This is a genomic window from Sodalis sp. RH20 (assembly GCF_047324205.1).
GTDB lineage: Bacteria > Pseudomonadota > Gammaproteobacteria > Enterobacterales > Enterobacteriaceae > Acerihabitans.
In genome coordinates, this window is record NZ_CP178733.1 from 591,489 (window position 1) to 616,170 (window position 24,682).

Sequence of the window (24,682 nt, forward strand, 5' to 3'; positions counted from 1 at the left end):
GCAATCTCCGGACCGGCTTACTATGAAGATGCAATCATGATGACTTTCGCTACCTGGCCCTGGCACCATTGGGCGCAGCAGACGCCGCACAGTATTGCGCTGCGCGCCGACGACGCCGACTGGAGCTGGCGCAACCTGGTGATGCGCGTCGACCAGATGGCCGCCGCCTGGCAGCGGGCGGGCGTCACGGTGGGCTGCGGAGTGGCGTTGCGCGGTAAAAACAGCCTGGATCTGCTGCTGGCGTATCTGGCCGCGCTGCAATGCGGCGCGCGGGTTCTTCCCCTGAATCCCCTGTTGCCGGCCGAACTGCTGGCGCAGCGCCTGCCGACGCTGAATATGGATTTCGGCTGGTGCGCGCGCGGCCTGCCCTGGCCCGGGACCATCGCGCCGTTAACGATAATCGACGCCGACTCCGCCGTCGCCGCCGCGCCGCTGGTGTCCTGGCAGGTTAACCGGCTGGCGACCCTGACGCTGACTTCCGGTTCCAGCGGCCTGCCCAAGGCGGCGGCCCATACCTACGCCGCGCACCTGGCCAGCGCCCGGGGCGTCACGCGGCTGATGGCCTTCCAGAACCGCCATCGCTGGCTGTTGTCGCTGCCGCTGTGCCATGTTTCCGGGCAAGGCATTGTCTGGCGCTGGCTGGCGGTGGGCGCCACGCTGGCGCTGGCCCGGGACCAGACGCTGGAACGGGCGCTGGCCGGATGCACCCACGCCTCGCTGGTGCCGACGCAGCTGTGGCGTCTGCTGCAGGGTGACCCCGCGCGGCTTAGCCTGCAGGATGTGCTGCTGGGCGGCGCGATGATCCCCCTTGACCTGACCCGCCGGGCGGAAGCGCTCGGCGTGCGCTGCTGGTGCGGCTACGGCCTGACGGAGTTTGCCTCCACCGTCTGCGCCAAGCGCGCCGATGCCTCGGGCGGCGTCGGTTCGCCCCTGGACGGCCGCGAACTGCGGCTGGTGGACGGTGAAGTGTGGCTGCGCGGCAGCAGCATGGCCGCGGGTTACTGGCAGCAGGGCCGGTTGCTGAAGCTGGCCGATGACGACGGCTGGTTTCATACCCGCGACGGCGGCCGGTTTGTCGACGGCGAACTGCATATCAGCGGCCGGCTGGATAATGTCTTTTTTTGCGGCGGCGAAGGGGTGCAGCCGGAGGATATCGAACGCATCCTGGCCGCCCATCCCGCTGTGCGCCAGTCGTTTGTGGTGCCGGTGGACGACGGTGAGTACGGCCAGCGGCCGGTGGCGGTGCTGGAGGCCGATGCGCCTTTTCCCGAGCTGCGCGCCTGGCTGGAGCCGCAGCTGGCGCCGTGGCAGCGCCCGATCGCCTATCTTGCCCTGCGCCAGGTGCTGCCGGACAAGCTGGACGCCGGCGGCATAAAAATCCCGCGCAGCCAGCTTACCCGGCTGGCGCAGGCGCAATTCGCGTTAAATCCCTAAAGAAAGGTTGTGTTTGTCGGTCCGGCTTTCTAAAGTGGCGGTATAAAGATGAGAGGAGAGAAGCATGCTTAGGGTAGAAATGCTGTGCACCGGCGACGAAGTGCTGCATGGACAGATTCTCGATACCAATGCGGCCTGGCTGGCGAACTATTTGTTTGAGCAGGGGCTGCCGATGAGCGCGCGCATGACCGTAGGCGACAACCTCTCCGCCTTGGTGGCGGCGCTGACCGAGCGCAGCCTGCGCGCCGATATCATGATCGTCAACGGCGGCCTGGGGCCGACCAGCGACGATCTCAGCGCGCTGGCCGCCGCCACCGCCACCGGCGAGGAACTGATCGAACATCCCGAATGGCTGGCGAAAATCGAAGCCTTTTTCGCCGAACGCGGCCGGGTGATGGCGCCGAGCAACCGCAAGCAGGCGCAAATTCCCGCCAATGCCGAGATGATCGATAATCCGGTGGGCACCGCCTGCGGTTTTGCCCTGCAGCTTAACCGCTGCCTGATGTTTTTTACTCCCGGCGTGCCGTCGGAGTTCAAGGTGATGGTCGAGCAGCAAATCGTGCCGCGCCTGCGCGAACGTTTCGATCTGCCGGATCCGCCGCTGTGCCTGCGTCTCACCACCTTCGGCCGTGCGGAAAGCGAGCTGGCGAGCCAGCTTGACGACATGACGCTGCCGGAAGAGGTGGTGCTGGGCTACCGATCCTCAATGCCGATTATCGAATTAAAACTGACCGGCCCGGCCCATGAGCGCGACGCCATGGAACTGGCCTGGCAAAAAGTGCGCGCGGTGGCCGGTGAAAGCGCTATTTTTGAAGGTACCGACGATCTGCCGACCCAGCTGGCGCAACGTCTGCATCAGCGTCCGCTGACCCTGGCCATCGGCGAACGTTTTACCGCCGGACTGCTGACCTGGCAATGCCAGAGCGCGGGCATGCCGGTAAAGGGCGGCGAATGGCTGGAGGCCCCCGGCCCTGAGATCGCCGGTACTGCCGATGGCGACACCTTCTCCGGGCACCTAAGCGCGGCGGATGCCTTCCCGGCCCACGACGCCCAGTCGCCTTTGCGAAAGCTGGCCCGGCAGGCGCAAGGGCTGGCGGCGCGTCACGGCACGCAGCTTGCGCTGGTGGTCGGCGATATGGCGCAGGACAGCCTGAGCCTGGCGCTGCACACGCCGGACGGCGATTACGCCCAAACGGTGGTGTTCGCCGTCAGCATACAGCGCCACGGCCTGAAAACCCGCCAGGAAATGGTGTCGCTGATGGCGCTGAATATGCTCAGACGTTGGCTGAACGGCTGGCCGGTCTACGGCGAGCACGGCTGGATACGCATCGCCGCAACCCTGGCGTAAGCGCCGCGGGCGGTAATCGGCATCACGGCGGGCCTCCGGTCTGGCGTTAACGTCGGACCAGGCACACCCCGGCTGCTCTCCCCCGTCAAGGCGTGGCTGTAATCACGGTTGCGCAGGCGATGCGCACAGCCGCCCAACGAGGTAATCGACGAAGCAACGCACCCGGGCCGGTGTGTGCGCTCCGCCCACGAATACCGCATGCACCTCCTCACCATCGCCGGGATTGAACGCGTCGAGGATAGGCACGAGCCTGCCTGCCTGGATGGCGTCTGCCACCGTCTCGGCGCAAACACGCGCGATCCCGATCCCTTCGAGGGCCAGTTGGCCTTCCGTATCGCCATTATTCGTTTCCACGCAGCCCGTGATCGGCAATGAATAATCGCGGCCGTCTTTGCGAAACGGCCACGTTGGCGCGGCGCGTTTGAAGTTGAAGCCAATACAATCGTGATGGTAGAGATCCTCCGGAACCGCCGGCGTGCCGCGACGTGCGAGATAGTCCGGAGACGCCACGATGACCTTATGGGTGACGCCAAGCCGGCGGGCGGTAAGCAGTCCGTCGGGCAGCGGCCCCAGCCGCACTGCAATGTCCGCCTGGCCCGCGGCGATGTCCACGACGGCGTCGGTGGCAATGATTTCCAGCAGGATGCCGGGGTATTGCTGCATGAACGCGCGAAGAAGCGGTACGACGAACATTTTTCCATACTGCAGCGACAGACAAATCCGCAGACGCCCCCTGGGGGAACTCTGATTCGCAATGGACTGCTCGGTTTCCTTCAGATCCGCGATGATGCGCCGGGCAGACGCCAGATAAGTCATGCCCTCGGGCGTGAGTATCAGCGAGCGCGTGGTTCGCAGCAGCAGGCGAACGCCAAGCCGTGCTTCGATGCGGTCGATGACCCGCGCGATTGAAGACGGCGCCACCTTCAGCCGGCGTCCCGCCGCCGAAAAACCGCCTTCCTCCGCGACGAGCACGAAGATTTCCAGATCGCCGGCCAGGGCCATAAATACCACCTGTGCGTTTTACGCAAAAGAATTGAGCAAATTCATAGCATAGACGTCCGCATGGCGTGAGTCTATCTTTGCATAAGGGAGTGCAATGCCTTTTAACCGTGGCCGCTGCGGTTGAAGCTCAACGCTATCCCCATCTCTGTGCAATCTACGGCACCCATGAGGAGAGGACTATGGTTTCACCTTACCAGATACATATTCCTGACCAGCGGCTCGCCGCGATCAGGGCGAAAGTCGAAGGTTATGACTGGCATTTGCTGGCGGATGCGGGCGGTTGGTCGGCGGGCGTCGGCATCGGCGACCTCAAACGGCTCGTCGCCTACTGGCGGGACAGCTATCAGTGGCGCGAGGTGGAGCGGCGCATCAACCAGCTCCCCAATTTCACGACGGTTGTCGAAGGCGAGCATATCCATTTCGTCCATGTGAAGGGAGACGGGTCCAAGCCCCCCGTACTCCTCCTGCACGGCTGGCCGGGCTCGTATCTGGAGTTCGAGCGGCTGCTGGCGCCGCTTGCCGCCGATGGGCACGATGTCATCGTTCCCTCGCTCCCAGGCTTTGCCTTCTCGAACCCCATCACCGGCGTTATCGGGCCGCGCCGGTCGGCCGAGCTTATGCACGGGCTGATGACGCGCTTGTTCGGCCAGGCGCGCTACTTCGTCCAAGGGGGCGATTGGGGGGCGCATATCGCCAGCTGGCTGGCTCACGCGCGGCCGGACGCGCTGCTCGGTTTCCATATCAATATGGTGAGCATCTTCGCCGGGGATAGCGTTCCCACCACGCCGGAGGAAAAGGATCTGTTCTCCCGCCGCGCCGCGATCCTCGATTGGGAGACGGGCTATAATCACGAGCAGGAGACGCGCCCGCAGACACTGGGCGTCGCGCTGGCCGACAGCCCGGTCGGCGCGGCCGGCTGGATACTCGAAAAATTCGGTAAATGGTCGGATCTGCCGACGACGGCCGACGGCGGTCCGGACATCTGGAGCACATACTCGGAAGAGGAGTTGCTCACCAATATCATGCTGTATATCGCGACGCCGGCGGCGGTCACGGCAATGTGGATTTACCATGGCAAGCGCCTGGAAGGCGCGGATCGGTTCCCGGCCGGAACCCGCGTCCAGGCGCCGATGGGCGTCGCGGCGTTTCCCGATCCCGTCTTTCTGCCGACGCCACGCTCGTTTGCCGAAAAGACCTACAATATCGTGCATTGGACGGACATGGAGAGGGGCGGCCATTTCGCCGCGCTGGAACAGCCGGATCTGATGTTGGCGGACCTGCGCGCGTTCATCGCCACGGTGTTGGCCGCGCGCTGATAAGGCGCGGCGGCTTCGTCTCCGGGGTGCCGCAGCGCCTTTACGTCCCAGGGCTTCAATGCCGGCGCCGGCAACGGCCCTGTTTTAACGCGACTGAGTATCCCCGGCGGGGCGGAGCGGGGCGGCAAAATCCTCCGCATCCACATCATAACCCGACGGTTCCCAGCGAATCGTCAACAGCGCCGCCAGTCCGGCCAGCGGCGCGATGGCAATCACCCAGAACACGCCGGTATTCAGCAATGCCGCCAAGACCGGAAACAGGAACAGTGAAACGGTGGAGCTGGCGCGCATCAGCGTCTGGTTAAATCCTACCCCAACGCCGCGCAGCGAGGTCGGATAACTTAACGACGCGAAGGTCATGCTGTGCGAACCGGGGCCGATGCCCTGACCGAATAAAAACAGCGCCAGCATGGCGATAGCCAGTCCCGCGTGCAGCCCGTCGGCCGGCCGGCCGATCAGCGCCAGGCCGATAAGCGCCGCCAGCTGGAAGGCATACCCCAGCACCGTCATGTTCCAGGCGCCGAAACGCGGCACCCAGCGCACCGCTATCAGCCCGCCGACAAACGCAAACAGCAGGTTCAGCGCCAGCGACGCCAGAATCGTGGTCAGCATGGACTGCGCCAGGAAACTGCTGATGATCACCGGCAGGCCGAACGCCACGGCGTTATAGGCAAAAGACGAGGCCACGGCGATAATGGTCGCCAGCACGGTGCGCTTAAGGTAAATGCCTTTGAGCAGTTCGCCGTAATTGCGAAAACGCGCGCGGCGCGCGGGTACGGCGGCCGGGCCCTTGCCGGCGTCCGCCGCCACCCGGGCGTTAATGCCGTAGGAGCGCCTGAGGATGCGCGCCGCGCCGGCCAGATCGCCCTGATTGGCCGCCCATACCGGCGACTCGCTCATATATTTGCTGCGAATGGCGATGATAAACAGCGCCGGCACGGCGCCGAAACCCAATATCAGGCGCCATAGCCAATCGGTATACCCCGCGGGCAGCACGCCGTATAGCAGCAGCACCAGCAGGTACGACACGCTGATGGCGGCATACCAGGTGGGGCACCACATGGCGATGCTGGCCGCCTTGTTGCCCCGTCCCTGCAAACGGGAAAACTCCGCCAGGAAGGCCATGGCCACCGGCAAATCAATGCCGACCCCCAGCCCCATCACAAACCGCGCCCCGGCCAGCACCCACTCGTTGGGCGCAAAGGCGCAGGCCAGCGCGGCGATGACAAAAAAGAACATATCCGCCATAAACACCCGGTAGCGGCCGATTTTATCGGTCAGGTAACCGCCGAAAAACGCGCCGACGATAGCGCCGAAGGTGATTGCCGAGGCCACCATGCCGGTGCCGGCCGGCGTCAGGTTAAACTCGCGGGTAATATCCTTGACCCCAAAGGCCAGCGCCCCCAGATCGTAGGCGTCGAGGAACACGCCGCCCAGCGCAATGCCGATAATGATGCCGGCATGATTGCGTTTTTGCGTACCGGCGTTGACCAGCTGGGAGATATCAGCGGCGCTCTTGATAAATACCGGATCGCCTTCGGGCGCCATATCGGCGTCCAGCGTCGCGGTGTGGGCGGTACTCAGGAGTAGGGACATAGCGTGCTTATTGATTAAATCGAAAAGGTAAGGCGCAGCATACCCAGCGGCCGGCCCCAGGGAAAGGCCGAAAAGTTATAACTTAATACAAAATAATAGGTTGCACGCTGCTGGTGCAACCCGCGGCGGCATTACAGCTCCAGTTCGATATCCGCCACGGGCAGGCAGCAGCAGGGCAGGATCTCGCCGGGCCGGATAAACGCCAGCGGAGCATGCTGATATTGTACCTGCCCCTGCGCCAGGCGCAGGCGACAGGCGCCGCAATAACCCGAGCGGCACTGGGATTCCACCGGCACCTGGTGCGCTTCCAGCGCGTCCAGCAGCGAACCGTGGCGGCTCTCGCAGGCCAGGCGCGTCCCATCGCGGCGCAGCGTGATCATAGGCAGGGGCAGGGACACGGCGGCTTACAGCTGAAAGTCGCTAAGGTCGTCGGCGTTGACCTCGGAGTCAATCTGGCCGACAAGATAGGAGCTCACCTCCACCTCCTGCGGCGCCACCTGTACGTTATCGGACACCAGCCAGGTATTGATCCAGGGGATGGGATTGGAGCGGGTGGCGAACGGCAGTTCCAGGCCCACCGCCTGCATGCGGATATTGGTAATATAATCCACATACTGGCACAGGATATCCTTGTTCAGCCCGATCATCGAGCCGTCGCGGAACAGATAGCTGGCCCACTCCTTTTCCTGCTCCGCCGCCAGCACAAACAGGTCGTAGCATGCCTGCTGGCATTCTTTGGCGATCTCGGCCATTTCCGGGTCATCCTCGCCGGAACGCAGCAGGTTCAGCATATGCTGGGTGCCGGTCAGATGCAGGGCCTCGTCGCGGGCGATCAGGCGGATAATCTTGGCGTTGCCTTCCATCAGCTCGCGCTCGGCGAACGCAAAGGAGCAGGCGAAGCTGACGTAAAACCGCACCGCCTCCAGGGCATTGACGCTCATCAGGCACAGATACAGCTTTTTCTTCAGCTCGCGCAGGTTAACCGTCACTTCCCGGCCGTTCACCTGATGGGTGCCGACGCCCAGCAGATGGTAATAGCCGGTCAGCTCGATCAGATCGTCGTAGTACCCCGAAATATCCTTGGCCCGCTTGAGGATCTCCTCGTTGGTGACGATATCGTCGAACACCAGCGACGGATCGTTGACGATATTGCGGATGATATGGGTATAGGACCGGGAATGGATGGTTTCCGAAAAGGCCCAGGTTTCCACCCAGGTCTCCAGCTCGGGAATGGAGATCAGCGGCAGCAGCGCCACGTTGGGGCTGCGTCCCTGGATGGAGTCGAGCAGGGTCTGGTATTTCAGGTTGCTGAGGAAAATATGCTTTTCATGCTCCGGCAGCGCCTGGAAATCGATACGATCGCGCGATACGTCCACTTCTTCCGGCCGCCAGAAGAAGGAGAGCTGTTTTTCAATCAGCTTTTCGAAAATATCGTATTTTTGCTGGTCGTAACGCGCCACGTTAACGTTCTGGCCGAAGAACATCGGCTCGAGCAGCTGGTTGTTTTTATGCTGTGAAAATGTGGTATAGGCCATGGTCACTCCTGTTACCCACGGACGGCGCCAGCGCCGCCCGCGGCCGGTGTTAAATCTTACAGGCGCCGCTTTCGCAATCGTCGGTCTCGGCGGCGGCCTGCATATCTTCCTGCGCATCTTCGGCGCCATCGCGGGTATTTTGATAATACAGCGTCTTGACGCCGAACTTATACGCGGTCAGCAAATCTTTCAGCAACTGCTTCATCGGCACTTTACCCGCCGGGAAACGGGACGGATCGTAGTTGGTATTGGCCGAAATCGCCTGGTCGACAAACTTCTGCATGACGCCCACCAGATGCAGGTAACCGTCGTTGTTGGGCATTTCCCATAACAGTTCATAGGCGTCCTTCAGCCGGTTGGACTCCGGCACCACCTGGCGCAGGATGCCGTCCTTGGAGGCCTTGATGCTGACATAACCGCGCGGCGGCTCAATGCCGTTGGTGGCGTTGGAAATCTGCGACGACGTCTCGGAGGGCATCAGCGCCGAGAGGGTGGAGTTGCGCAGGCCGTGCCGCTGAATATCGGCGCGCAGGGTTTCCCAGTCATAATGCAGCGGCTCGCTGCAAATGGCGTCGAGATCCTTTTTATAGGTATCTATGGGCAGGATGCCCTGGGCGTAGGTGGTTTCGTTAAACCACGGACAGGCGCCGCGCTCCTGCGCCAGTTCGTTGGATGCCTTCAGCAGGTAATACTGGATGGCTTCGAACGTACGGTGCGTCAGGTTATTGGCGCTGCCGTCGGAATAGCGCACGCCGTTTTTCGCCAGGTAATAGGCGTAGTTGATCACGCCCACGCCCAGCGTGCGCCGGCCCATGGCGCCGCGCTGCGCGGCCGGGATCGGATAGTCCTGGTAATCGAGCAGGGCGTCGAGCGCGCGCACCGCAAGCGTCGCCAGCTCTTTCAGGTCATCCAGGCTGTCCAGGGCGCCCAGGTTAAACGCCGACAGGGTGCACAGCGCGATTTCCCCGCTTTCGTCGTTAACGTCTTCCAGCGGTTTGGTCGGCAGGGCGATTTCCAGGCACAGGTTGGACTGGCGGATCGGCGCCACGGACGCGTCGAACGGGCTGTGGGTATTACAATGGTCCACGTGCTGGATATAGATGCGGCCGGTGGAGGCGCGTTCCTGCATCATCAACGAGAACAGATCCACCGCCTTGACGCGCTGCTTGCGGATACTGTCGTCCTGCTCATACCGGGTATACAGCCGTTCAAACTCTTCCTGGTCGGCAAAAAAAGCGTCATACAGCCCCGGCACGTCGGACGGGCTGAACAACGTGATGTCCTCGCCCTTGACCAGGCGCTGGTACATCAGCTTGTTAATCTGTACGCCGTAGTCCATATGGCGCACGCGGTTGCCTTCCACCCCGCGGTTGTTTTTCAATACCAGCAGGCTTTCCACCTCAAGATGCCACATCGGGTAAAACAAGGTGGCCGCGCCGCCGCGCACGCCGCCCTGGGAACAGGACTTCACCGCGGTCTGGAAGTGTTTATAAAACGGCACGCAGCCGGTATGGAAGGCTTCGCCGCCGCGGATCGGGCTGCCCAGCGCCCGGATGCGGCCCGCGTTGATGCCGATGCCGGCGCGCTGCGAGACATATTTGACGATGGCGCTGGAGGTGGCGTTGATGGAATCCAGGCTGTCGCCGCACTCAATCAGCACGCAGGAGCTGAACTGGCGGGTCGGGGTACGCACGCCGGACATGATGGGCGTCGGCAGCGAGATCTTAAAGGTGGAAATGGCGTCGTAAAAACGTTTCACATAGTCCAGGCGGGTGGCGCGGTCATAACCCGAGAACAGGCAGGCCGCCACCAGGATATACAGGAACTGCGCGCTTTCGTAGATCTGGCCGCTGACCCGGTTTTGTACCAGGTATTTGCCTTCCAGCTGTTTCACCGCCGCATAGGAAAAATTCATATCGCGCCAGTGGTCGATAAAGCCGTCCATCAGGGCAAACTCTTCGGCGCTGTAGTCTTCCAGCAGATGGCGGTCGTATTTGCCCATTTCCACCAGCCGGGTGACGTGATCGTACAGCTTCGGCGGCTCAAACTGGCCGTAGGCTTTTTTACGCAGGTGGAATACCGCCAGACGGGCGGCCAGGTACTGATAATCCGGGGCATCGCGGGAAATGAGATCCGCCGCCGCCTTGATAATGGTTTCATGGATATCGGCGGTTTTGATGCCGTCGTAAAACTGGATATGGGAGCGGAGCTCGACCTGGGAAACCGAGACGTTTTCCAGGCCTTCCGCCGCCCAGTCGATCACGCGGTGGATCTTGTCGAGGTTGATTTTTTCTTTACTGCCGTCGCGTTTTGTAACAAGCAGACTCTGGTTCATAAGCCGCAATACCTGTCTGAGTGACCCCGGGCTTTATGCTCGCGCATAAGAAAAATAGTGTCTCCCGTTGCGGTAAAACACTATATATAGGGTTTTTTCGTTAATTTGATAACAAGATAGTGACAAACCGCAGCCAATGCAAGGGACTAAAACGCCCGATTTTGTGGATAACTTGGGGGTGAAATGTTAACGGATTCTTTAAAGCGCTATTTCACCGGCGCTTAGCGCATGTCAATGGCCGGCGAAAAAAATTCGAAAAGGGATTATTTGGTGTTTTATTAAACTAGGGGTAACGATTTTCGCTACCCCTGTCGGTCAAGACGCGTGGCGCGTATGCAGCATATAGTTAACGTCGACATTGCCGCCGAGGGTAAAACGATCGCGCAGCGGATTATAATGCAGCCCGATGATATGGCGCTCGCGCAGGGGGGTGCTTTCCAGCCAGTTCAGCAGCTCGGACGGCTTGATGAATTTCCTGATGTCATGGGTGCCGCGCGGCACGATGCGCAGCAGGTACTCGGCGCCGACGATGGCCATCAGCCACGACTTGGGGTTGCGGTTCAGGGTGGAGAAAAACACGTCGCCGCCGGGTTTCACCAGCCGGGCGCAGGCGCGCACGATCGAGGCCGGGTCGGGCACGTGCTCCAGCATTTCCATACAGGTGACCACGTCGTAACGTCCGGGATTGGCCGCGGCATGGTCTTCCACCGTTTGCTGGATATAGTCGATGTTTATCCCGGTCTCCAGCGCGTGAAGGCGCGCCACCGCCAGCGGCTCGGTGCCCATGTCAAGGCCGGTCGCCCGCGCCCCTTCGCGCGCCATGCTCTCCGTCAGGATGCCGCCGCCGCAGCCCACGTCCAGCACGTCTTTACCGAACAAGCCCCCGGCGCGGCCCAGGATATAGTCCAGGCGCAGCGGATTGATCCGGTGCAGCGGCTTGAATTCGCCCTCCAGATCCCACCAGCGCGAGGCGACGGCGTCAAATTTGGCAATTTCCTGCTGATCGACATTGTCGTGGCGCACGACGTCCTGTTTATTGCTGCTGACTTCCGGATTCATCACGCACGCTCCCTTATCGCGTTGGTGTTTGCATTCATACAGGTGTTTCCCGGGGAGAATCTTCCCGCCTGCGGCAAGTATACCGTTAACCGCGCAACTGACCAGCGGCATAACGGCGGAAATCACCGGCGCGGATGCTTCCGGGCGCCGACTATTTTCCCTGAATCACCGATGTATGGTATACTTTGGCACCTTCAAATCCGGGTAGATGCATCAATTAGTAGAGGGATAGCGGCTGCATGAGCGACCTTGCCAGAGAAATAACACCGGTCAACATCGAAGAAGAGATGAAACGCTCTTATCTGGATTATGCCATGTCCGTGATTATCGGACGTGCGCTGCCGGATGTACGTGATGGACTGAAGCCGGTACACCGCCGCGTTTTATTCGCGATGAGTGTGCTAGGTAACGACTGGAATAAACCTTACAAAAAATCGGCCCGTGTGGTCGGGGACGTTATCGGTAAATATCACCCCCATGGTGATTCCGCGGTCTACGACACCATCGTGCGTATGGCCCAGCCGTTCTCGCTGCGTTATATGCTGGTGGATGGCCAGGGTAACTTCGGTTCCGTCGACGGCGACTCCGCCGCGGCGATGCGTTATACCGAAATCCGCATGTCGAAAATCGCCCATGAGTTATTGGCGGACCTCGAAAAAGACACCGTGGACTACGTGCCGAACTACGACGGCACCGAGCAGATCCCCGAGGTCATGCCCACCAAGGTTCCCAACCTGCTGATCAACGGTTCCTCCGGTATCGCGGTCGGCATGGCCACCAATATTCCGCCGCACAACCTCACCGAGGTGATCAACGGCTGCCTGGCCTATATCGATGATGAAAATATCAGCGTCGAAGGGCTGATGGAACATATCCCGGGGCCGGACTTCCCCACCGCCGCCATTATCAACGGCCGGCGCGGCATTGAAGAAGCCTATCGCACCGGACGCGGCAAAATCCTCATTCGCGCCCGCGCGGAAGTGGAAGCGGATGCCAAAAGCGGCCGCGAAACCATTATCGTGCATGAAATTCCGTACCAGGTGAACAAAGCCCGGCTGATCGAGAAGATTGCCGAACTGGTCAAGGACAAGCGTATCGAGGGCATCAGCGCCCTGCGCGACGAATCCGATAAAGACGGCATGCGCATCGTGATCGAAATCAAGCGCGACGCGGTGGGCGAGGTGGTATTGAACAACCTCTACTCCCAGACGCAGCTGCAGGTGTCGTTTGGCATCAATATGGTGGCGCTGCACCAGGGCCAGCCAAGGATCATGGCGCTGAAGGATATTTTGTCCGCCTTTGTCCGCCACCGCCGCGAAGTGGTCACCCGCCGTACCATTTTTGAACTGCGCAAGGCGCGCGACCGCGCCCATATCCTTGAAGCCCTGGCCGTGGCGCTGGCGAATATCGATCCGATCATCGAGCTTATCCGCAACGCGCAGAATCCGACGGAAGCCAAGGCCGGGCTGGTGGCCCGTCCCTGGGAGCTGGGCACCGTGGCGGCCATGCTTGAGCGCGCCGGCGACGACGCCGCCCGCCCGGAATGGCTGGAGCCGGAGTTCGGCATCCGTGACGGCAAATATTACCTGACCGAACAGCAGGCCCAGGCCATCCTGGATTTGCGCCTGCAGAAACTGACCGGACTGGAGCATGAAAAGCTGCTCGACGAGTACAAAGAGCTGCTGGATCAAATCGCTGAACTGATTATTATCCTGGAAAATCCCGATCGGCTGATGGAAGTGATTCGCGAAGAACTGAACGCGATGAAAGAGCAGTACAACGACCCCCGCCGCACTGAAATCACCGCCAATACCTCGGATATCAATATCGAAGATCTGATCAACGAGGAAGACGTGGTAGTGACCTTGTCCCACCAGGGCTATGTCAAATACCAGCCTCTGACCGATTACGAAGCCCAACGGCGCGGCGGCAAGGGCAAATCGGCGGCGCGCATCAAGGAAGAAGACTTTATCGACAGGCTGCTGGTGGCCAATACCCATGACACCATCCTGCTGTTTTCCAGCCGCGGCCGTATGTACTGGATGAAAGTATATCAACTGCCGGAAGCCAGTCGCGGCGCCCGTGGCCGGCCGATCGTCAATCTGCTGCCCCTTGAGCCGAATGAACGCATCACCGCCATCCTGCCGGTGCGGGAATATGAGGAAGGCCGCCATGTGTTTATGGCGACCGCCAGCGGCACCGTGAAGAAAACCGCGCTGACCGAGTTCAGCCGGCCGCGCAGCGCCGGCATCATCGCCGTCAACCTCAACGAGGGCGACGAACTGATCGGCGTCGATCTGACCGACGGCAAGAACGAAGTCATGCTGTTCTCGGCCTACGGTAAGGTCGTGCGCTTCCCGGAAGGGCAGGTGCGCTCCATGGGCCGTACCGCCACCGGCGTGCGCGGCATCAACCTGGCCGAGAAGGATCGCGTGGTGTCGCTTATCATACCGCGCGGAGACGGGCCGATCCTGACCGTTACCCAGCATGGTTACGGTAAACGTACCGCCCAGGAGGAATACCCCACCAAATCCCGCGCCACCCTCGGCGTGATCTCGATTAAGGTGAGCGAACGCAACGGCGAGGTGGTCGGCGCGGTGCAGGTGGCCGATACCGATCAGATCATGATGATCACCGACGCCGGCACCCTGGTGCGTACCCGGGTTTCCGAGGTCAGCATCGTCGGGCGCAATACCCAGGGCGTGACCCTGATCCGCACCGCTGAAAACGAGCATGTGGTCGGCCTGCAGCGCGTGGCCGAGCCGGTTGACGACGAAGAGCTTGACAGCGTCGAAGGCCTGGCCGATGGCGACGAAATCGAAGACGCCGCCGATGAGGATATCGATGGCGAGGACGCCGGCGACGATATCGGCGCGGACGACGATGACTCGGCGGACGGAGACGACGAGCCGAACGCCTGATTGCCGCCGCCGCCCGGTGTCAGCATAGCGCCGGGCGGCACGGCCGCCCCGAAAGCCAGCCGCCGCGCTGGCTTTTTTTATAGGGGGCCGGTAGTGTAACGCATACGCTGGCCTCCGATTAAAGACTATTACCGGAACGTGACTTTCTTGAAATACTTCACATCATTTCGCACAACGGTAAAAATATCCCGCTATCTGTTCCGCACCCTGGCGCTATTGCTGTGGGCGCTGGGCGCGCTGCTGTCGGCTTTTTACATTATCAGCCAATTACACCAGCGCGAGTCCGATCTGCGCCAGGAGTATTACACCAGCTACGGCCAGGCCCAGGCCTATATCACCCGTTCCACCACCATTATGCGGGAAATTAAATATGTGGCGGAAAACCGGCTTAACGCCGGCCTGCCGGGACTGGATATGCTTAACGGCGTATTTGCCGGCAAGGCCAGCCGCCCCGATATTTCGCCGCTCTATCCCACTGCCGACTGTAGCGGCACCGGTACCGAATACCATAACGCCGTCGATTCCCTGAGTTATTTCCTCAGCTACTGGAAAGACAGTTTTTCCGATGCCTACGACCTTAACCGGGTGTTTTATATCAGCGGCGAAAGCCTCTGCATGGCGGATTTCAACTTCCGCGGCACCGCGGGCACGGCGGCCTCCCTGCCGAAAAGTCTGCAGCAGGAGATAATCAAATACCGCAACGCGCGCCAAAACGGACGCGAGGACGACTTGTATTGGGTGGTGCCCGGCGCGCGCTCCGGCAGCGGCTCGCTGTACGTATTGACGCCCATCTATGTCGCCAGCAAACTGCAGGCGTTGCTGGGTATAGAACTGAGCATCCGGCTGGAGGATTTTTCCACCGCCAGTACCCTGCCTATCGGCATCACCCTGCTGGATCAGGGCAATATGCCGGTGCTGTCGCTAGCCGACGGGGAGCGCAAAGCGTCGGCGCTGACGGAGTATCCGGCGCAGGCCAGCTATTACGGTTATACGGATAGCTATAAAAACCTGGTGATGAAAAGAAACCTGGCGCCGTCGTCGTTGAGCATCCTGTATTCACTGGCGCTGACCACGATGGTGGAAAATTTCAAGCCGCTGATTTTTAATGCTTTGTTGTTGAATGTCCTGTCGGCCACCCTGCTGTTTATGCTGGCCTGGCTGTTTGAGCGCAGGATGTTCTCCCCGGCGGAAAAAAACGCCCTGCAGCTGGAGGAGAACGAGCAGTTTAATCGCAAAATCGTCGCCTCCGCGCCGGTGGGCATCTGCATCCTGCGCATCAGCGACGGCGCTAACCTTATCAGCAATGAGCTGGCGCATAATTATCTCAGCCTGCTGACGTTTGAGGATCGGCAGCGCATCATCCATATTATCTGCGGCCAGCAGGTGAATTTTGTCGATGTCATGACCAGCAATAACAACAACCTGCAAATCAGCTTCGTGCATTCGCGCTATCGTAATGAAAACGTCGCCATCTGCGTGCTGGTGGATATCAGCGCCCGGGTAAAAATGGAGGAATCCTTGCAGGAAATGGCGGCGGCGGCGGAACAGACCAGCCAGGCGAAGTCGATGTTCCTGGCCACGGTCAGCCATGAGTTGCGCACCCCCTTGTACGGTATCATCGGCAATCTCGATTTGATCAAGACCAAGGCGCTGCCGGACGGCGTCGATCGCCTGGTGATGGCGATGGACAACTCTTCCGCGTTATTGCTCAATATCATCAGTGATATCCTCGACTTTTCGAAAATTGAATCCGAACAGCTGAAAATCGAGCCGCGGTGTTTTTCCCCGCGGGAAGTGGTCAGCCATATCGCCGGCAATTACCTGTCGCTGGTGGTGAAAAAACGCTTAGGGTTGTACTGTTTTATCGATCCCGACGTGCCGCAGAACCTGCGCGGCGATCCGGTGCGCCTGCAGCAGGTGTTGTCCAATCTGCTGAATAACGCCATTAAATTTACCCACAGCGGTTGCCTGGTGATCCGCGTTTATCGTGACGCGGATTACCTGCTGTTCCAGATACGCGACACCGGCGTGGGCATCCAGCAGCGCGAGCTGCTGCGGCTGTTCGACCCCTTTGTGCAATTGGGCAGCGGCGGGCAGCAGCAGTCCCATGGCACCGGGCTGGGGCTGGCCATCTGTGAAAAGCTGGTCAATCTGATGGACGGCGATATCGCCGTTGAGTCCGAGACCGGGCTGGGAAGCCAGTTTACCATCCGGCTGCCGCTCTACCAGGCAAGCTACGCGCCGCCGGTGCTGAGCAGCGACCTGTACGGGCGCGTCTGCTGGCTGCATGTGCGCAATGCGGCGCTGGAGGCTTACCTGATCCGTTTGCTGGGCGCCGAAGGCATGGTGGTTAAACGCCATACCTGGCAGGACATTGACAACGAATCCGTGTTCATTACCGATGACGATGATGCGCCGGCGCAACGCCCGCGCGTCTGGATCCGTTTTATGGTCAACCATATCGGCCCCGCGCAGGAAATGTCCGCGGGGGAATGGTGGCTAAGCTCGGCCTTCGCGGACGCGCTGCCGCTGCTGTTGCTGAAAATCTGCCGCGATGACCAGAAGACGGTGCCGGCGTTGCCCTCGCCGGCGGCCATGATGCAGAACGCCTGCGACCTTAATAACGATATCCGCATCCTGGTGGTGGACGATCACCCCATTAATCGCCGGCTGCTGGCGGATCAGCTTGAATCGCTGGGCTATCAGGTGATTACCGCCAACGATGGGGTGGATGCGCTGGGGACGCTGCAAAAACAGTCGGTGGATATCATCCTTACCGATGTCAATATGCCGAATATGGACGGCTACCAGCTGACCCGGCGCTTACGCGGGCAGGGCGTCCAACTGCCGGTGATTGGCGTGACCGCCAACGCCCTGGCGGAGGAAAAACAGCGCTGCCTGGATGCGGGCATGGACAACTGCCTGTCCAAGCCGGTCACCCTGAGCGTATTGCAGCCGGCGCTGGCGCATTTCAGCCAGCAGACCCGGCGGCAACGCCAGCAATCTCCCGCCGATGCCGGTTAAAGGCAATGGAATGCGCTGCGTATGGCGGCGCCATGGCACGAGGGACGATGAGGGTAGAGAAAAGCACAAGGTCGCGGGGGACGTCGGCATATCGGACGGGCGGCGTAGTACGCCGCCCGTTGCGGCAAGAGGGGCGTTACTCTTTGTCCACCGGCGCCATACTGACTGACGACAGGTAATTAAGCAGGGCGATATCATTTTCCACGCCCAACTTCAGCATGGCTGATTTTTTCTGGCTGCTGATGGTCTTGATGCTGCGATTGAGCTTTTTGGCGATTTCCGTGACCAGGAATCCCTCGGCGAACAGCCGCAGCACTTCACTCTCTTTTGGGGAAAGGCGCTTATCGCCATAGCCGCCGGCGCTGATGCGCTCAAGCAGTTTCGCCACGCTGTCGGGAGTATATTTTTTACCCTTTTGCAGCGAGGCCAACGCCTTGGGCAGGTCGGTGGGCGCCCCCTGCTTAAGGACGATACCGTCGATATCCAGCTCCAGCACCGCGCTTAAAATGGCCGGGTTGTTATTCATGGTCAGCACGATAATCGCCAGGTGCGGGTAGTGGCGTTTGATATATTTGATAAGGGTGATGCCGTCGCCGTATTTCTCGCCGGGCATCGAGAGATCGGTCACCAGGACGTTGGCGTCCAGCTTGCTCAGGCTGTTGATTAACGAGGTGGAGTCTTCGAATTCACCGACAACTTTAACCCACTCGATGGATTCCAGGGATTTGCGAATGCCAAACAGGACGATGGGATGGTCATCGGCAATGATGACGTTCAGATTATTCATAATGTTGACTACCTTGCATGCTGTAGCAGTTTAATAACAAAAGCATCAATTTGGTGGATATCGTTGCCGATTTTTGTATTATCATTTTGCATAGTAGCTTGTTTTATATGTTGTTCCAGGGTTTCACATAACACCTTGCCCGGAACCAGGTTCAGCATGGCAAAGACGCCTTTGAGGCGGTGCGCGGTCTGGGCCAGAGCGCTCAGGTCGCCGCTCTCGGCTTCAGTATACAGCCTCTTGACGTCATCGGGTACTGTATCGACGAATAGCGGAAAATAGCCGCTCGAAAAGAGCTGTTCCAGGGCCGCGTTCTCCTGGTTCCCAGGCGTAGTATCCATGTCCCTGCCGCTATCCGCCTGGGCCAGCCTCAGCTCCATCAATTGTAGCATTGCGTCCAGCAGCGGACTGCTCAGATTATAATTAACCCGCAGACGGTACGGCGAAAGCGAGGTAATCGCCGGTTCGCCGCCGTGCAGCAAAATGGCGAAATCCTCCAGGCGATTGCTATCGTCGGTCAGCAGCAGGTCATGCTCCTGGACCAGATGGTGCTCATCGGGATACAGACATTTCCCCCCCCACTGGGTCACCATGGCGTTGACGATGGCGCGGACTTCCTCATTGGCGATATCCAGCAGTACCTGCGTATCCTCCAGGATCTTTTCCTGTTCATCCGCATCCTCGCCGCCGGCCGCCGGCGGCAGCTGCAGCCTGACCCGGTAGCGGGTGCCGATATCGGCCTTGCTATGGATATCCAGGCCGCCGCCCAGCTGTTTACACAGCTTCGAGCACAGGAACCAGGTCAGGGCCGACCCGCGCTGGTAATGATCTTCGCGCGCCCGGCTGACAAAGGGCTGGTGCAGGTTAGCCAGCTCTTCGGCGCTGATGCCGCTGCCGGTATCGCTGATGGTGCACAGCAAAATATCGGGGCGGGACGGGTCCTGATCCACGGATAAGACGATTTTGCCGTACTGGGTGCTGATAATGCTGTAATCCAGCAGCAGCGAAATGATTTTTTTCACCGCCAGCGCGTCGCCCCAGTGCCGCTGGTTTAAAGGCAAATGGTAGTGGTGATACAGGGTCAGCCCTTTTTGCGCCACGGCGGGCAAACGCTCCACCAACAGGGCGTCGATAAGTTCCGCCAGCGAAAAGTCCGCCGGATTCGGCTGCCAGTCCTTAATTTCCAGCGCCGTCAGCAGGCGCAGGTTATCAAACAGCGCGGCCAGGCGCGAGGACTCGCATTTCAGGCCCGCCAGGCAACGCTTGCGATCCTCGTCGGTCGCGGCGTGCTCCAGGGCATCGGTTAATTCATTTATCACCATCAGCGGGCGGCTTAACTCATTCTGGAAGTTGGTGAGAATGGCGCGCCGCGCCTGGTGGTTTTTCGCCAGCTCCTGCTGCGCCTGCTGCAGCCTTTTATTCACCAGCACTTCTTTATCGTGATCCAGCAGTTGGAACAGATAGGTCTCCGGGGAAAGCTGGCTTTTGAACATGCGGATTTCATACACTTCGTTATTGACCGTCGCCTGGATGATGCCCTGGTGGCTTTCGGCCAGGTTGGCGATTTTTTGCAGGCTGAGATGGGGCAGCAGATGATCGCCGATCTTATTGCTGGCGACCAGGGTGTTATCGCTGAAATCGTACACCAGCAGCCCCAGGGGCAGATTGGCTATCACTTCCTCGCTTAGGATACGGTGGGATTTCAAATCGTGCGCCATATTCGCGCGCGGGCGCAGGAAATGCTGGCGCACCAGGTAAACGCCCAGCAACGAGAGGGCGATCATCAGCAGCTCAATGGCAACCGGCCAGATATTATTGCGCAGCAGATCAAGGATCAGGCCGCCCAGCGGCACGCGGTACACCAGATTCAGCGGCGCATTGCTAAACCGGGCGGTGATGGCGAGCGCCGACCCGGTTATCACGCTGGTTGCCGGCTGCGCGTTGTCCTGCTCGTCTTCCTCGTCGTCATTGGCCGCGCCGGCGCCGACCAGGGAGAAATTGGCCCGCGCCATGTTCAGCGGGATCACATCGCTGACCGGCAGATCGAAGGCGACGATGGTGGCCAGATGCCCCGGCTGGTTGATGATGATCCGGTGAGTAAAGTAGTAGTCGTTCTGGAAACGGTATTTGCGCAGCGGCGAAAAACTTTCGCGTTCATCAAGGATATTAGCCTGCTGCAGCATTTCGGCCCGACGGGATTTTACCAGGGCGCTGATAAAGCTGTCTTCGAAACGCGGCGCGATATCCCGCAGCGGCTGCGTGGAAATCAGCGTCAGGCTGTTGTCGACGCCGTTGAGATAAAATAAAGAGTAGTTATTGCTCTCGCCGCCCCACAGCACGTCCAGGTAATCCGACATCTTCACCGCCGTGGCCAGGGTGGCGCTTTCATGGGCGCCAAAGATCAGTCCGTCGGTTTTTCGATGGGGTTTTTCAATGTAGAACACATCGGGACGCAGGCGGGTTTCGTGAATATTCCCAAGCGTCATGTCGACCGGGCCAGTACCGGTGGATTGCTCATAGAGGCGATCCGCCACGAAACGGTAGGTATCGATGCGTTTTTGCAGCGCCACGGTGATGGTGGTCATGCTGTGCTTTTTTTCAATGATATAGGCATTAACGGCATGCAGGCCAAACAGCCATAACGACAGCAGCAATAATAAAATAAACACCACCAGGCCGCGGGTGAGCGCGGCCGGTGTCAGGGTCAGGTTCTTGATTTGCATATTTTTTTATCACCGGCTTTCTTTATCGGGTCACCCGGCGCGCGCTCAGGGTAACCACCAGAAGTAACAATGCGACGCAGCCGAACGCGGTGAACAGGCTGGTCAAATGGGCAATAAAGCCGATCAGCGCCGGGCCGGCCAGGATACCGGCGTAACCGACGCCGGAAATGGCCGCCAGGGCAAGATTAGGCGGCATATCCGTTTGGGTGCCCACGACGCTGAACAGCAGCGGCACCAGGTTGGCGGCGCCCAGTCCCACCAGCATAAAACCCAACAGCGTCACCAGCGGCTGATCGATGAAAATGGCCAGCCACAGCCCGGCGGAGGCGCACAGGCTGCCGGCCGCCAGGGTGCGGAACCGGCCGATGGCGTTGATAAGCCGGTCGCCGTTCAGGCGCCCAACGGTCATGGCGATGGAGAACAAGACATAGCCCAGGCCGCCCCTGGCGCTGTCAAGCCCACGCTCGACGGTCAGGAACAAGGCGCTCCAGTCCAGCATCGCGCCTTCGGCCAGGAACAGGATAAAACAGAGCATTCCGATAAACAGCACTTTACCGCGCGGGCGTACGAACAGCGGGCCGGGATCGTTTTCCTGCGGTTGCGCCAGCAGGTCTCCCGCGGCGTACAGCAGCAAGGCCACAATCGCCAGGTCGGCGACGGCAATCGACCAGAACGGCGTACATCCAAGCCACAGCAGAATACTGACCAGACCGGCGCCGGCAATGCCGCCGATGCTGAAAAAACCGTGAAATCCCGACATCATGGCCCGGCCGCTGGCTTTTTCCACCGTCACCGCCTGGATATTCATGCTGATGTCCATGGCGCCGAGCGCCGCGCCGAACAGCAACAGGGCGACGCCAAGGGATACCGGGGCGGCCGCCAGCGCCAGGGCCGGCAGCGTCAGGCAAAGCAATACGCCGGCGCCGGTAATCATCCGCCGGCAGCCGAGCCTGGCGGCCAGCGGCGCCGCCAGCGGCATGGCCAGCAGCGAACCGATGCCCAGGCACAGCAGCAGCATGCCGAGGGCGGCGTCATCAATATCCAGGCGCAGCTTGGCGAAGGGAACCAGCGGCGCCCAGGCCGACATGCCGAAGCCGGCGATAAAAAAAACGATCCGCGTGGCGATACGTACCGGCAGGCCGATGTGTTGCTGCGTATTATAAGTCGTGGTCATGAAGCTTTCCGCATATCCTGCCTGGAATCAAAGAGTAAAGCGGCGCCGTTATGCACGGCCGCCGCCGCTGTCGCCGCCCCGACGCTCAAGCCACAGCGCGATCACCTGTACGATATAGTCTTGTTGCGCGGCGCTCAGCGCCTGTCCTTTCGCGATGCCGTGCCATTTTTCCAGGCATCCCCGGCAGCAGGTGGCGGTGGCGTGCTGGGCGACAAATACCGGATGGCCACGCCAGGGCGTTTGCTTGCCGTCTTTGGTCGGGAGCGCCGGCGCCAGCCGGGCGGCGATAAAATCACGCGCATGGGCAAGCACCACCGCCATACCTTTATTATGCAGGTAGGTAAGGTCTTTTTCATTAAGCCGGAATGTTGACCGGAAAGCGGAGCGCTGTAAGCGCTCCCAAAGGATGTCGAAATTCTGATCTTGTCCCATGGTGCCCCTTGCTGTCCTGCGGTGTGGCCGTAAATCCCCGGTATCCGGGAAAATGACGGCATAAAGTGTAGCATGCCCAGCGCCGGATAACGAAGTACGCCTTGCAAGGCGGGGCCGGCTGAGGCGGCGGGACGCGTGCCCGGGCAGGGTACGCCGGTGGGGGGCGCGGTAAAAATAAATGATTTTTAATGTGATCAATATCGTATTTTTTTATATTCCTTTTCATGTTATAGCGGATGAATAATAAATTACCCGATAATTAAATTGATGTTTATAAAAAGAACTTTAGGTAAAAATGATGTCGGGCGGCAATAACGATTTATTTTCTAACATTTATTAATAAATGTTAATATTTTCACGATACGCCAAAAAAAAAGCCGGTCTTCTAACCGGCGAGGGAAAAAACATCAGTGATGAGAGTAACAATGAAAATTAATGATGATAGCGTAGATAATATTAGTTAAAAATAAATTCATTTTTTGCCAGAAAGTGCTATTGATGACTGATGGTTTTATCCTATTGATATTAATCGATAAAATAAATGTTTTGTCGACATTTTCATCTGGGGAACGCCGCCGGATGACGGGTGAAAATGGGATAAGTTCCCTTCGGGAAACATGACTAAATATAACCCTTGCATTTTGAAACATTGTAAGCCACTTGGTATCATTTTATCGCTAGTATAAAAATGCATTTAACGCAAAATGAAATGGCTTATCGAGGCGTAATAAATCCTGTAAGCACCCAAAACAATGGTGGCCAAAGATAATAAATATTTGAGGATAAAAGAATGAAACTTCACGTTCTCTCCCTGCTCATACCCGCATTGCTGGCCGCCGGTTCGGCCGGCGCGGCAGAAATCTACAATAAAGACGGCAATAAACTGGATCTGTACGGCTCACTGCATGGTTTACACTACTTTTCCGATAATGACGGCAACGACGGCGACAAAACCTACACCCGTATCGGCTTCAAAGGCGAAACGCAGATCAATGACCAGCTCACCGGCTACGGCCAGTGGGAATATGAAATCAAGGCCAACAATACCGAAGGCAGCGATTCTACCGACGGCGACCACACCCGCTATGGTTTCGCCGGGGTGAAATTCGGCGACTACGGCTCGTTTGACTATGGCCGTAATGACGGCGTGCTGTACGATGTCGCCGCCTTTACCGATTTGCAGCCTGAGTTTGACGGTTCCACCTATGGCGCCGATCAATTTATGTTCCAGCGCACCAGCGGCGTGGCGACCTATCGCAATAACAACTTCTTTGGCCTGGTGGATGGCCTGAAATTCGCCCTGCAGTATCAGGGCAAGAATGCCGACCCGGAAGAATCGGCAAACGGGCGCGATGTATTGGGACAAAACGGCGAAGGCTACGGCATGTCCCTAAGCTACGATCTCGGCATGGGCGTCAGCGCGGCGGGGGCCTTTTTTAACTCGAAACGTACCGACGACCAGAACGGCGCGCGCAATTACAATACCATTATGGGACGCGGGGACCGCGCGGAAGGCTACTCGGGCGGGTTAAAATACGATGCCAACCAGGTTTACGTGGCGGTCATGTTTACCCAGTCCTATAACGCGGCGCCTTTCGGTTCCAGCGACTCAAGCGTGTACGGCTACGCCAACAAAGCGCAAAGCTTCGAAGCCTATGCGGATTATAAGTTTGATTTCGGACTGGTGCCGTTCGTGGGTTATAACCAGACCCGGGGCAAGGATCTTGGCCGCGCCGGCGACAACAATACCTATCAAAATGAAGATTTGGTGAAGTTTGTCGACCTGGGCGCCAGTTATTACTTTAATAAAAATATGTCCACCTATGTTGATTACAAGATCAATTTGATGGACGACAATAACTTTACCGATGCCGCCGGTATTAATACCGACGATGTGGTGGCGGTAGGCCTGGTGTATCAATTCTAAGCAGCGTGCGGGAAAGGGGGCGGGCGCGCCCTTTCCCGTTATGGGGCATTATTCCGGCGGTTGAATTAAATA

At 59.3% G+C, this 24,682-nt stretch carries 16 protein-coding genes; 6 read left to right on the top strand and 10 right to left on the bottom strand.

The window, feature by feature from the left end; genetic code table 11:
- Positions 1-36: 36 nt before the first annotated feature.
- Together menE and ACL2XM_RS02815 are read left to right on the top strand one after the other, a co-directional pair.
- The gene (gene menE / locus ACL2XM_RS02810; RefSeq protein WP_413732260.1) at positions 37-1,434 is read left to right on the top strand and encodes an o-succinylbenzoate--CoA ligase; all 1,398 of its coding nucleotides are present in this window, start codon (positions 37-39) and stop codon (positions 1,432-1,434) included.
- A 64-nt stretch (positions 1,435-1,498) separates the two neighbouring features.
- Positions 1,499-2,782: a nicotinamide mononucleotide deamidase-related protein YfaY gene (locus ACL2XM_RS02815; protein WP_413732261.1), complete on the top strand. Its 1,284-nt coding sequence runs from the start codon at positions 1,499-1,501 to the stop codon at positions 2,780-2,782.
- A 102-nt stretch (positions 2,783-2,884) separates the two neighbouring features.
- Here ACL2XM_RS02815 and ACL2XM_RS02820 read toward each other — a convergent pair whose 3' ends face one another.
- On the bottom strand, positions 2,885-3,784 hold the full coding sequence (locus tag ACL2XM_RS02820) for a LysR family transcriptional regulator (protein ID WP_413732262.1): 900 nt from the start codon (positions 3,782-3,784) through the stop codon (positions 2,885-2,887).
- 179 nt (positions 3,785-3,963) lie between these two features.
- Here ACL2XM_RS02820 and ACL2XM_RS02825 point away from each other — a divergent pair, with 179 nt between their 5' ends.
- Positions 3,964-5,100, top strand: coding sequence for an epoxide hydrolase family protein (locus tag ACL2XM_RS02825; RefSeq protein WP_413732263.1), 1,137 nt, complete (start codon positions 3,964-3,966; stop codon positions 5,098-5,100).
- 84 nt (positions 5,101-5,184) lie between these two features.
- Here ACL2XM_RS02825 and ACL2XM_RS02830 read toward each other — a convergent pair whose 3' ends face one another.
- The 5 genes from ACL2XM_RS02830 to ubiG all read right to left on the bottom strand — a co-directional run bounded on the left by ACL2XM_RS02830 (position 5,185) and on the right by ubiG (position 11,625).
- Positions 5,185-6,696, bottom strand: a complete 1,512-nt coding sequence (locus ACL2XM_RS02830) for an MFS transporter (RefSeq protein ID WP_410014233.1) — start codon at positions 6,694-6,696, stop codon at positions 5,185-5,187.
- A gap of 131 nt (positions 6,697-6,827) precedes the next feature.
- Positions 6,828-7,088, bottom strand: coding sequence for a class I ribonucleotide reductase maintenance protein YfaE (gene yfaE / locus ACL2XM_RS02835; RefSeq protein WP_410016766.1), 261 nt, complete (start codon positions 7,086-7,088; stop codon positions 6,828-6,830).
- A 12-nt stretch (positions 7,089-7,100) separates the two neighbouring features.
- Positions 7,101-8,231, bottom strand: a complete 1,131-nt coding sequence (gene nrdB / locus ACL2XM_RS02840; RefSeq protein ID WP_413723324.1) for a class Ia ribonucleoside-diphosphate reductase subunit beta — start codon at positions 8,229-8,231, stop codon at positions 7,101-7,103.
- 49 nt (positions 8,232-8,280) lie between these two features.
- Positions 8,281-10,566, bottom strand: a complete 2,286-nt coding sequence (gene nrdA, locus ACL2XM_RS02845) for a class 1a ribonucleoside-diphosphate reductase subunit alpha (protein WP_410014235.1) — start codon at positions 10,564-10,566, stop codon at positions 8,281-8,283.
- A gap of 315 nt (positions 10,567-10,881) precedes the next feature.
- A complete protein-coding gene (gene ubiG, locus ACL2XM_RS02850; RefSeq protein ID WP_410016767.1) occupies positions 10,882-11,625 on the bottom strand; it encodes a bifunctional 2-polyprenyl-6-hydroxyphenol methylase/3-demethylubiquinol 3-O-methyltransferase UbiG in 744 nt (247 codons plus the stop codon).
- A 239-nt stretch (positions 11,626-11,864) separates the two neighbouring features.
- On the opposite strand from ubiG, the gene gyrA reads away from it, so the two are divergent.
- Positions 11,865-14,546 (top strand): DNA topoisomerase (ATP-hydrolyzing) subunit A, encoded by a 2,682-nt coding sequence (gene gyrA, locus ACL2XM_RS02855; RefSeq protein ID WP_413727953.1) that lies wholly within the window; start codon positions 11,865-11,867, stop codon positions 14,544-14,546.
- A gap of 147 nt (positions 14,547-14,693) precedes the next feature.
- Entirely contained in the window at positions 14,694-17,570 is a 2,877-nt protein-coding gene (gene rcsC, locus ACL2XM_RS02860) for a two-component system sensor histidine kinase RcsC (RefSeq protein ID WP_413723322.1), read from the top strand.
- A 136-nt stretch (positions 17,571-17,706) separates the two neighbouring features.
- On the opposite strand, the gene rcsB is transcribed toward rcsC, so the two are convergent.
- The 4 genes from rcsB to ACL2XM_RS02880 are packed head-to-tail and all read right to left on the bottom strand — an operon-like array spanning position 17,707 to position 22,683.
- Positions 17,707-18,357, bottom strand: coding sequence for a response regulator transcription factor RcsB (rcsB, locus tag ACL2XM_RS02865; RefSeq protein WP_331121075.1), 651 nt, complete (start codon positions 18,355-18,357; stop codon positions 17,707-17,709).
- Between the two features lie 8 nt (positions 18,358-18,365).
- Positions 18,366-21,077 carry a phosphotransferase RcsD gene (rcsD, locus tag ACL2XM_RS02870; protein WP_413723321.1) on the bottom strand — a complete coding sequence of 904 codons (2,712 nt, stop codon included), beginning with the start codon at positions 21,075-21,077 and terminating at the stop codon, positions 18,366-18,368.
- 22 nt (positions 21,078-21,099) lie between these two features.
- Positions 21,100-22,251, bottom strand: coding sequence for an MFS transporter (locus ACL2XM_RS02875; RefSeq protein WP_413723320.1), 1,152 nt, complete (start codon positions 22,249-22,251; stop codon positions 21,100-21,102).
- Positions 22,252-22,299: 48 nt separating this feature from the next.
- Positions 22,300-22,683 (bottom strand): DUF4186 domain-containing protein, encoded by a 384-nt coding sequence (locus ACL2XM_RS02880; protein WP_413723319.1) that lies wholly within the window; start codon positions 22,681-22,683, stop codon positions 22,300-22,302.
- 790 nt (positions 22,684-23,473) lie between these two features.
- Between ACL2XM_RS02880 and ompC the strand changes: the two genes are divergently transcribed.
- Positions 23,474-24,610 carry a porin OmpC gene (ompC, locus tag ACL2XM_RS02885; protein ID WP_413729747.1) on the top strand — a complete coding sequence of 379 codons (1,137 nt, stop codon included), beginning with the start codon at positions 23,474-23,476 and terminating at the stop codon, positions 24,608-24,610.
- Positions 24,611-24,682: the final 72 nt, after the last annotated feature.

Excerpts from the sequence above, each read along its gene's own strand:
- nrdB (WP_413723324.1), bottom strand. The coding sequence starts at position 8,231 with ATGGCCTATACCACATTTTCACAGCATAAAAACAACCAGCTGCTCGAG.
- ompC (WP_413729747.1), top strand. The coding sequence starts at position 23,474 with ATGAAACTTCACGTTCTCTCCCTGCTCATACCCGCATTGCTGGCCGCC.
- rcsD (WP_413723321.1), bottom strand. The coding sequence starts at position 21,077 with ATGCAAATCAAGAACCTGACCCTGACACCGGCCGCGCTCACCCGCGGC.
- ACL2XM_RS02880 (WP_413723319.1), bottom strand. The coding sequence starts at position 22,683 with ATGGGACAAGATCAGAATTTCGACATCCTTTGGGAGCGCTTACAGCGC.
- ACL2XM_RS02820 (WP_413732262.1), bottom strand. The coding sequence starts at position 3,784 with ATGGCCCTGGCCGGCGATCTGGAAATCTTCGTGCTCGTCGCGGAGGAA.
- ubiG (WP_410016767.1), bottom strand. The coding sequence starts at position 11,625 with ATGAATCCGGAAGTCAGCAGCAATAAACAGGACGTCGTGCGCCACGAC.
- gyrA (WP_413727953.1), top strand. The coding sequence starts at position 11,865 with ATGAGCGACCTTGCCAGAGAAATAACACCGGTCAACATCGAAGAAGAG.
- nrdA (WP_410014235.1), bottom strand. The coding sequence starts at position 10,566 with ATGAACCAGAGTCTGCTTGTTACAAAACGCGACGGCAGTAAAGAAAAA.
- ACL2XM_RS02830 (WP_410014233.1), bottom strand. The coding sequence starts at position 6,696 with ATGTCCCTACTCCTGAGTACCGCCCACACCGCGACGCTGGACGCCGAT.
- ACL2XM_RS02875 (WP_413723320.1), bottom strand. The coding sequence starts at position 22,251 with ATGACCACGACTTATAATACGCAGCAACACATCGGCCTGCCGGTACGT.
- menE (WP_413732260.1), top strand. The coding sequence starts at position 37 with ATGATGACTTTCGCTACCTGGCCCTGGCACCATTGGGCGCAGCAGACG.
- ACL2XM_RS02825 (WP_413732263.1), top strand. The coding sequence starts at position 3,964 with ATGGTTTCACCTTACCAGATACATATTCCTGACCAGCGGCTCGCCGCG.
- rcsB (WP_331121075.1), bottom strand. The coding sequence starts at position 18,357 with ATGAATAATCTGAACGTCATCATTGCCGATGACCATCCCATCGTCCTG.
- ACL2XM_RS02815 (WP_413732261.1), top strand. The coding sequence starts at position 1,499 with ATGCTTAGGGTAGAAATGCTGTGCACCGGCGACGAAGTGCTGCATGGA.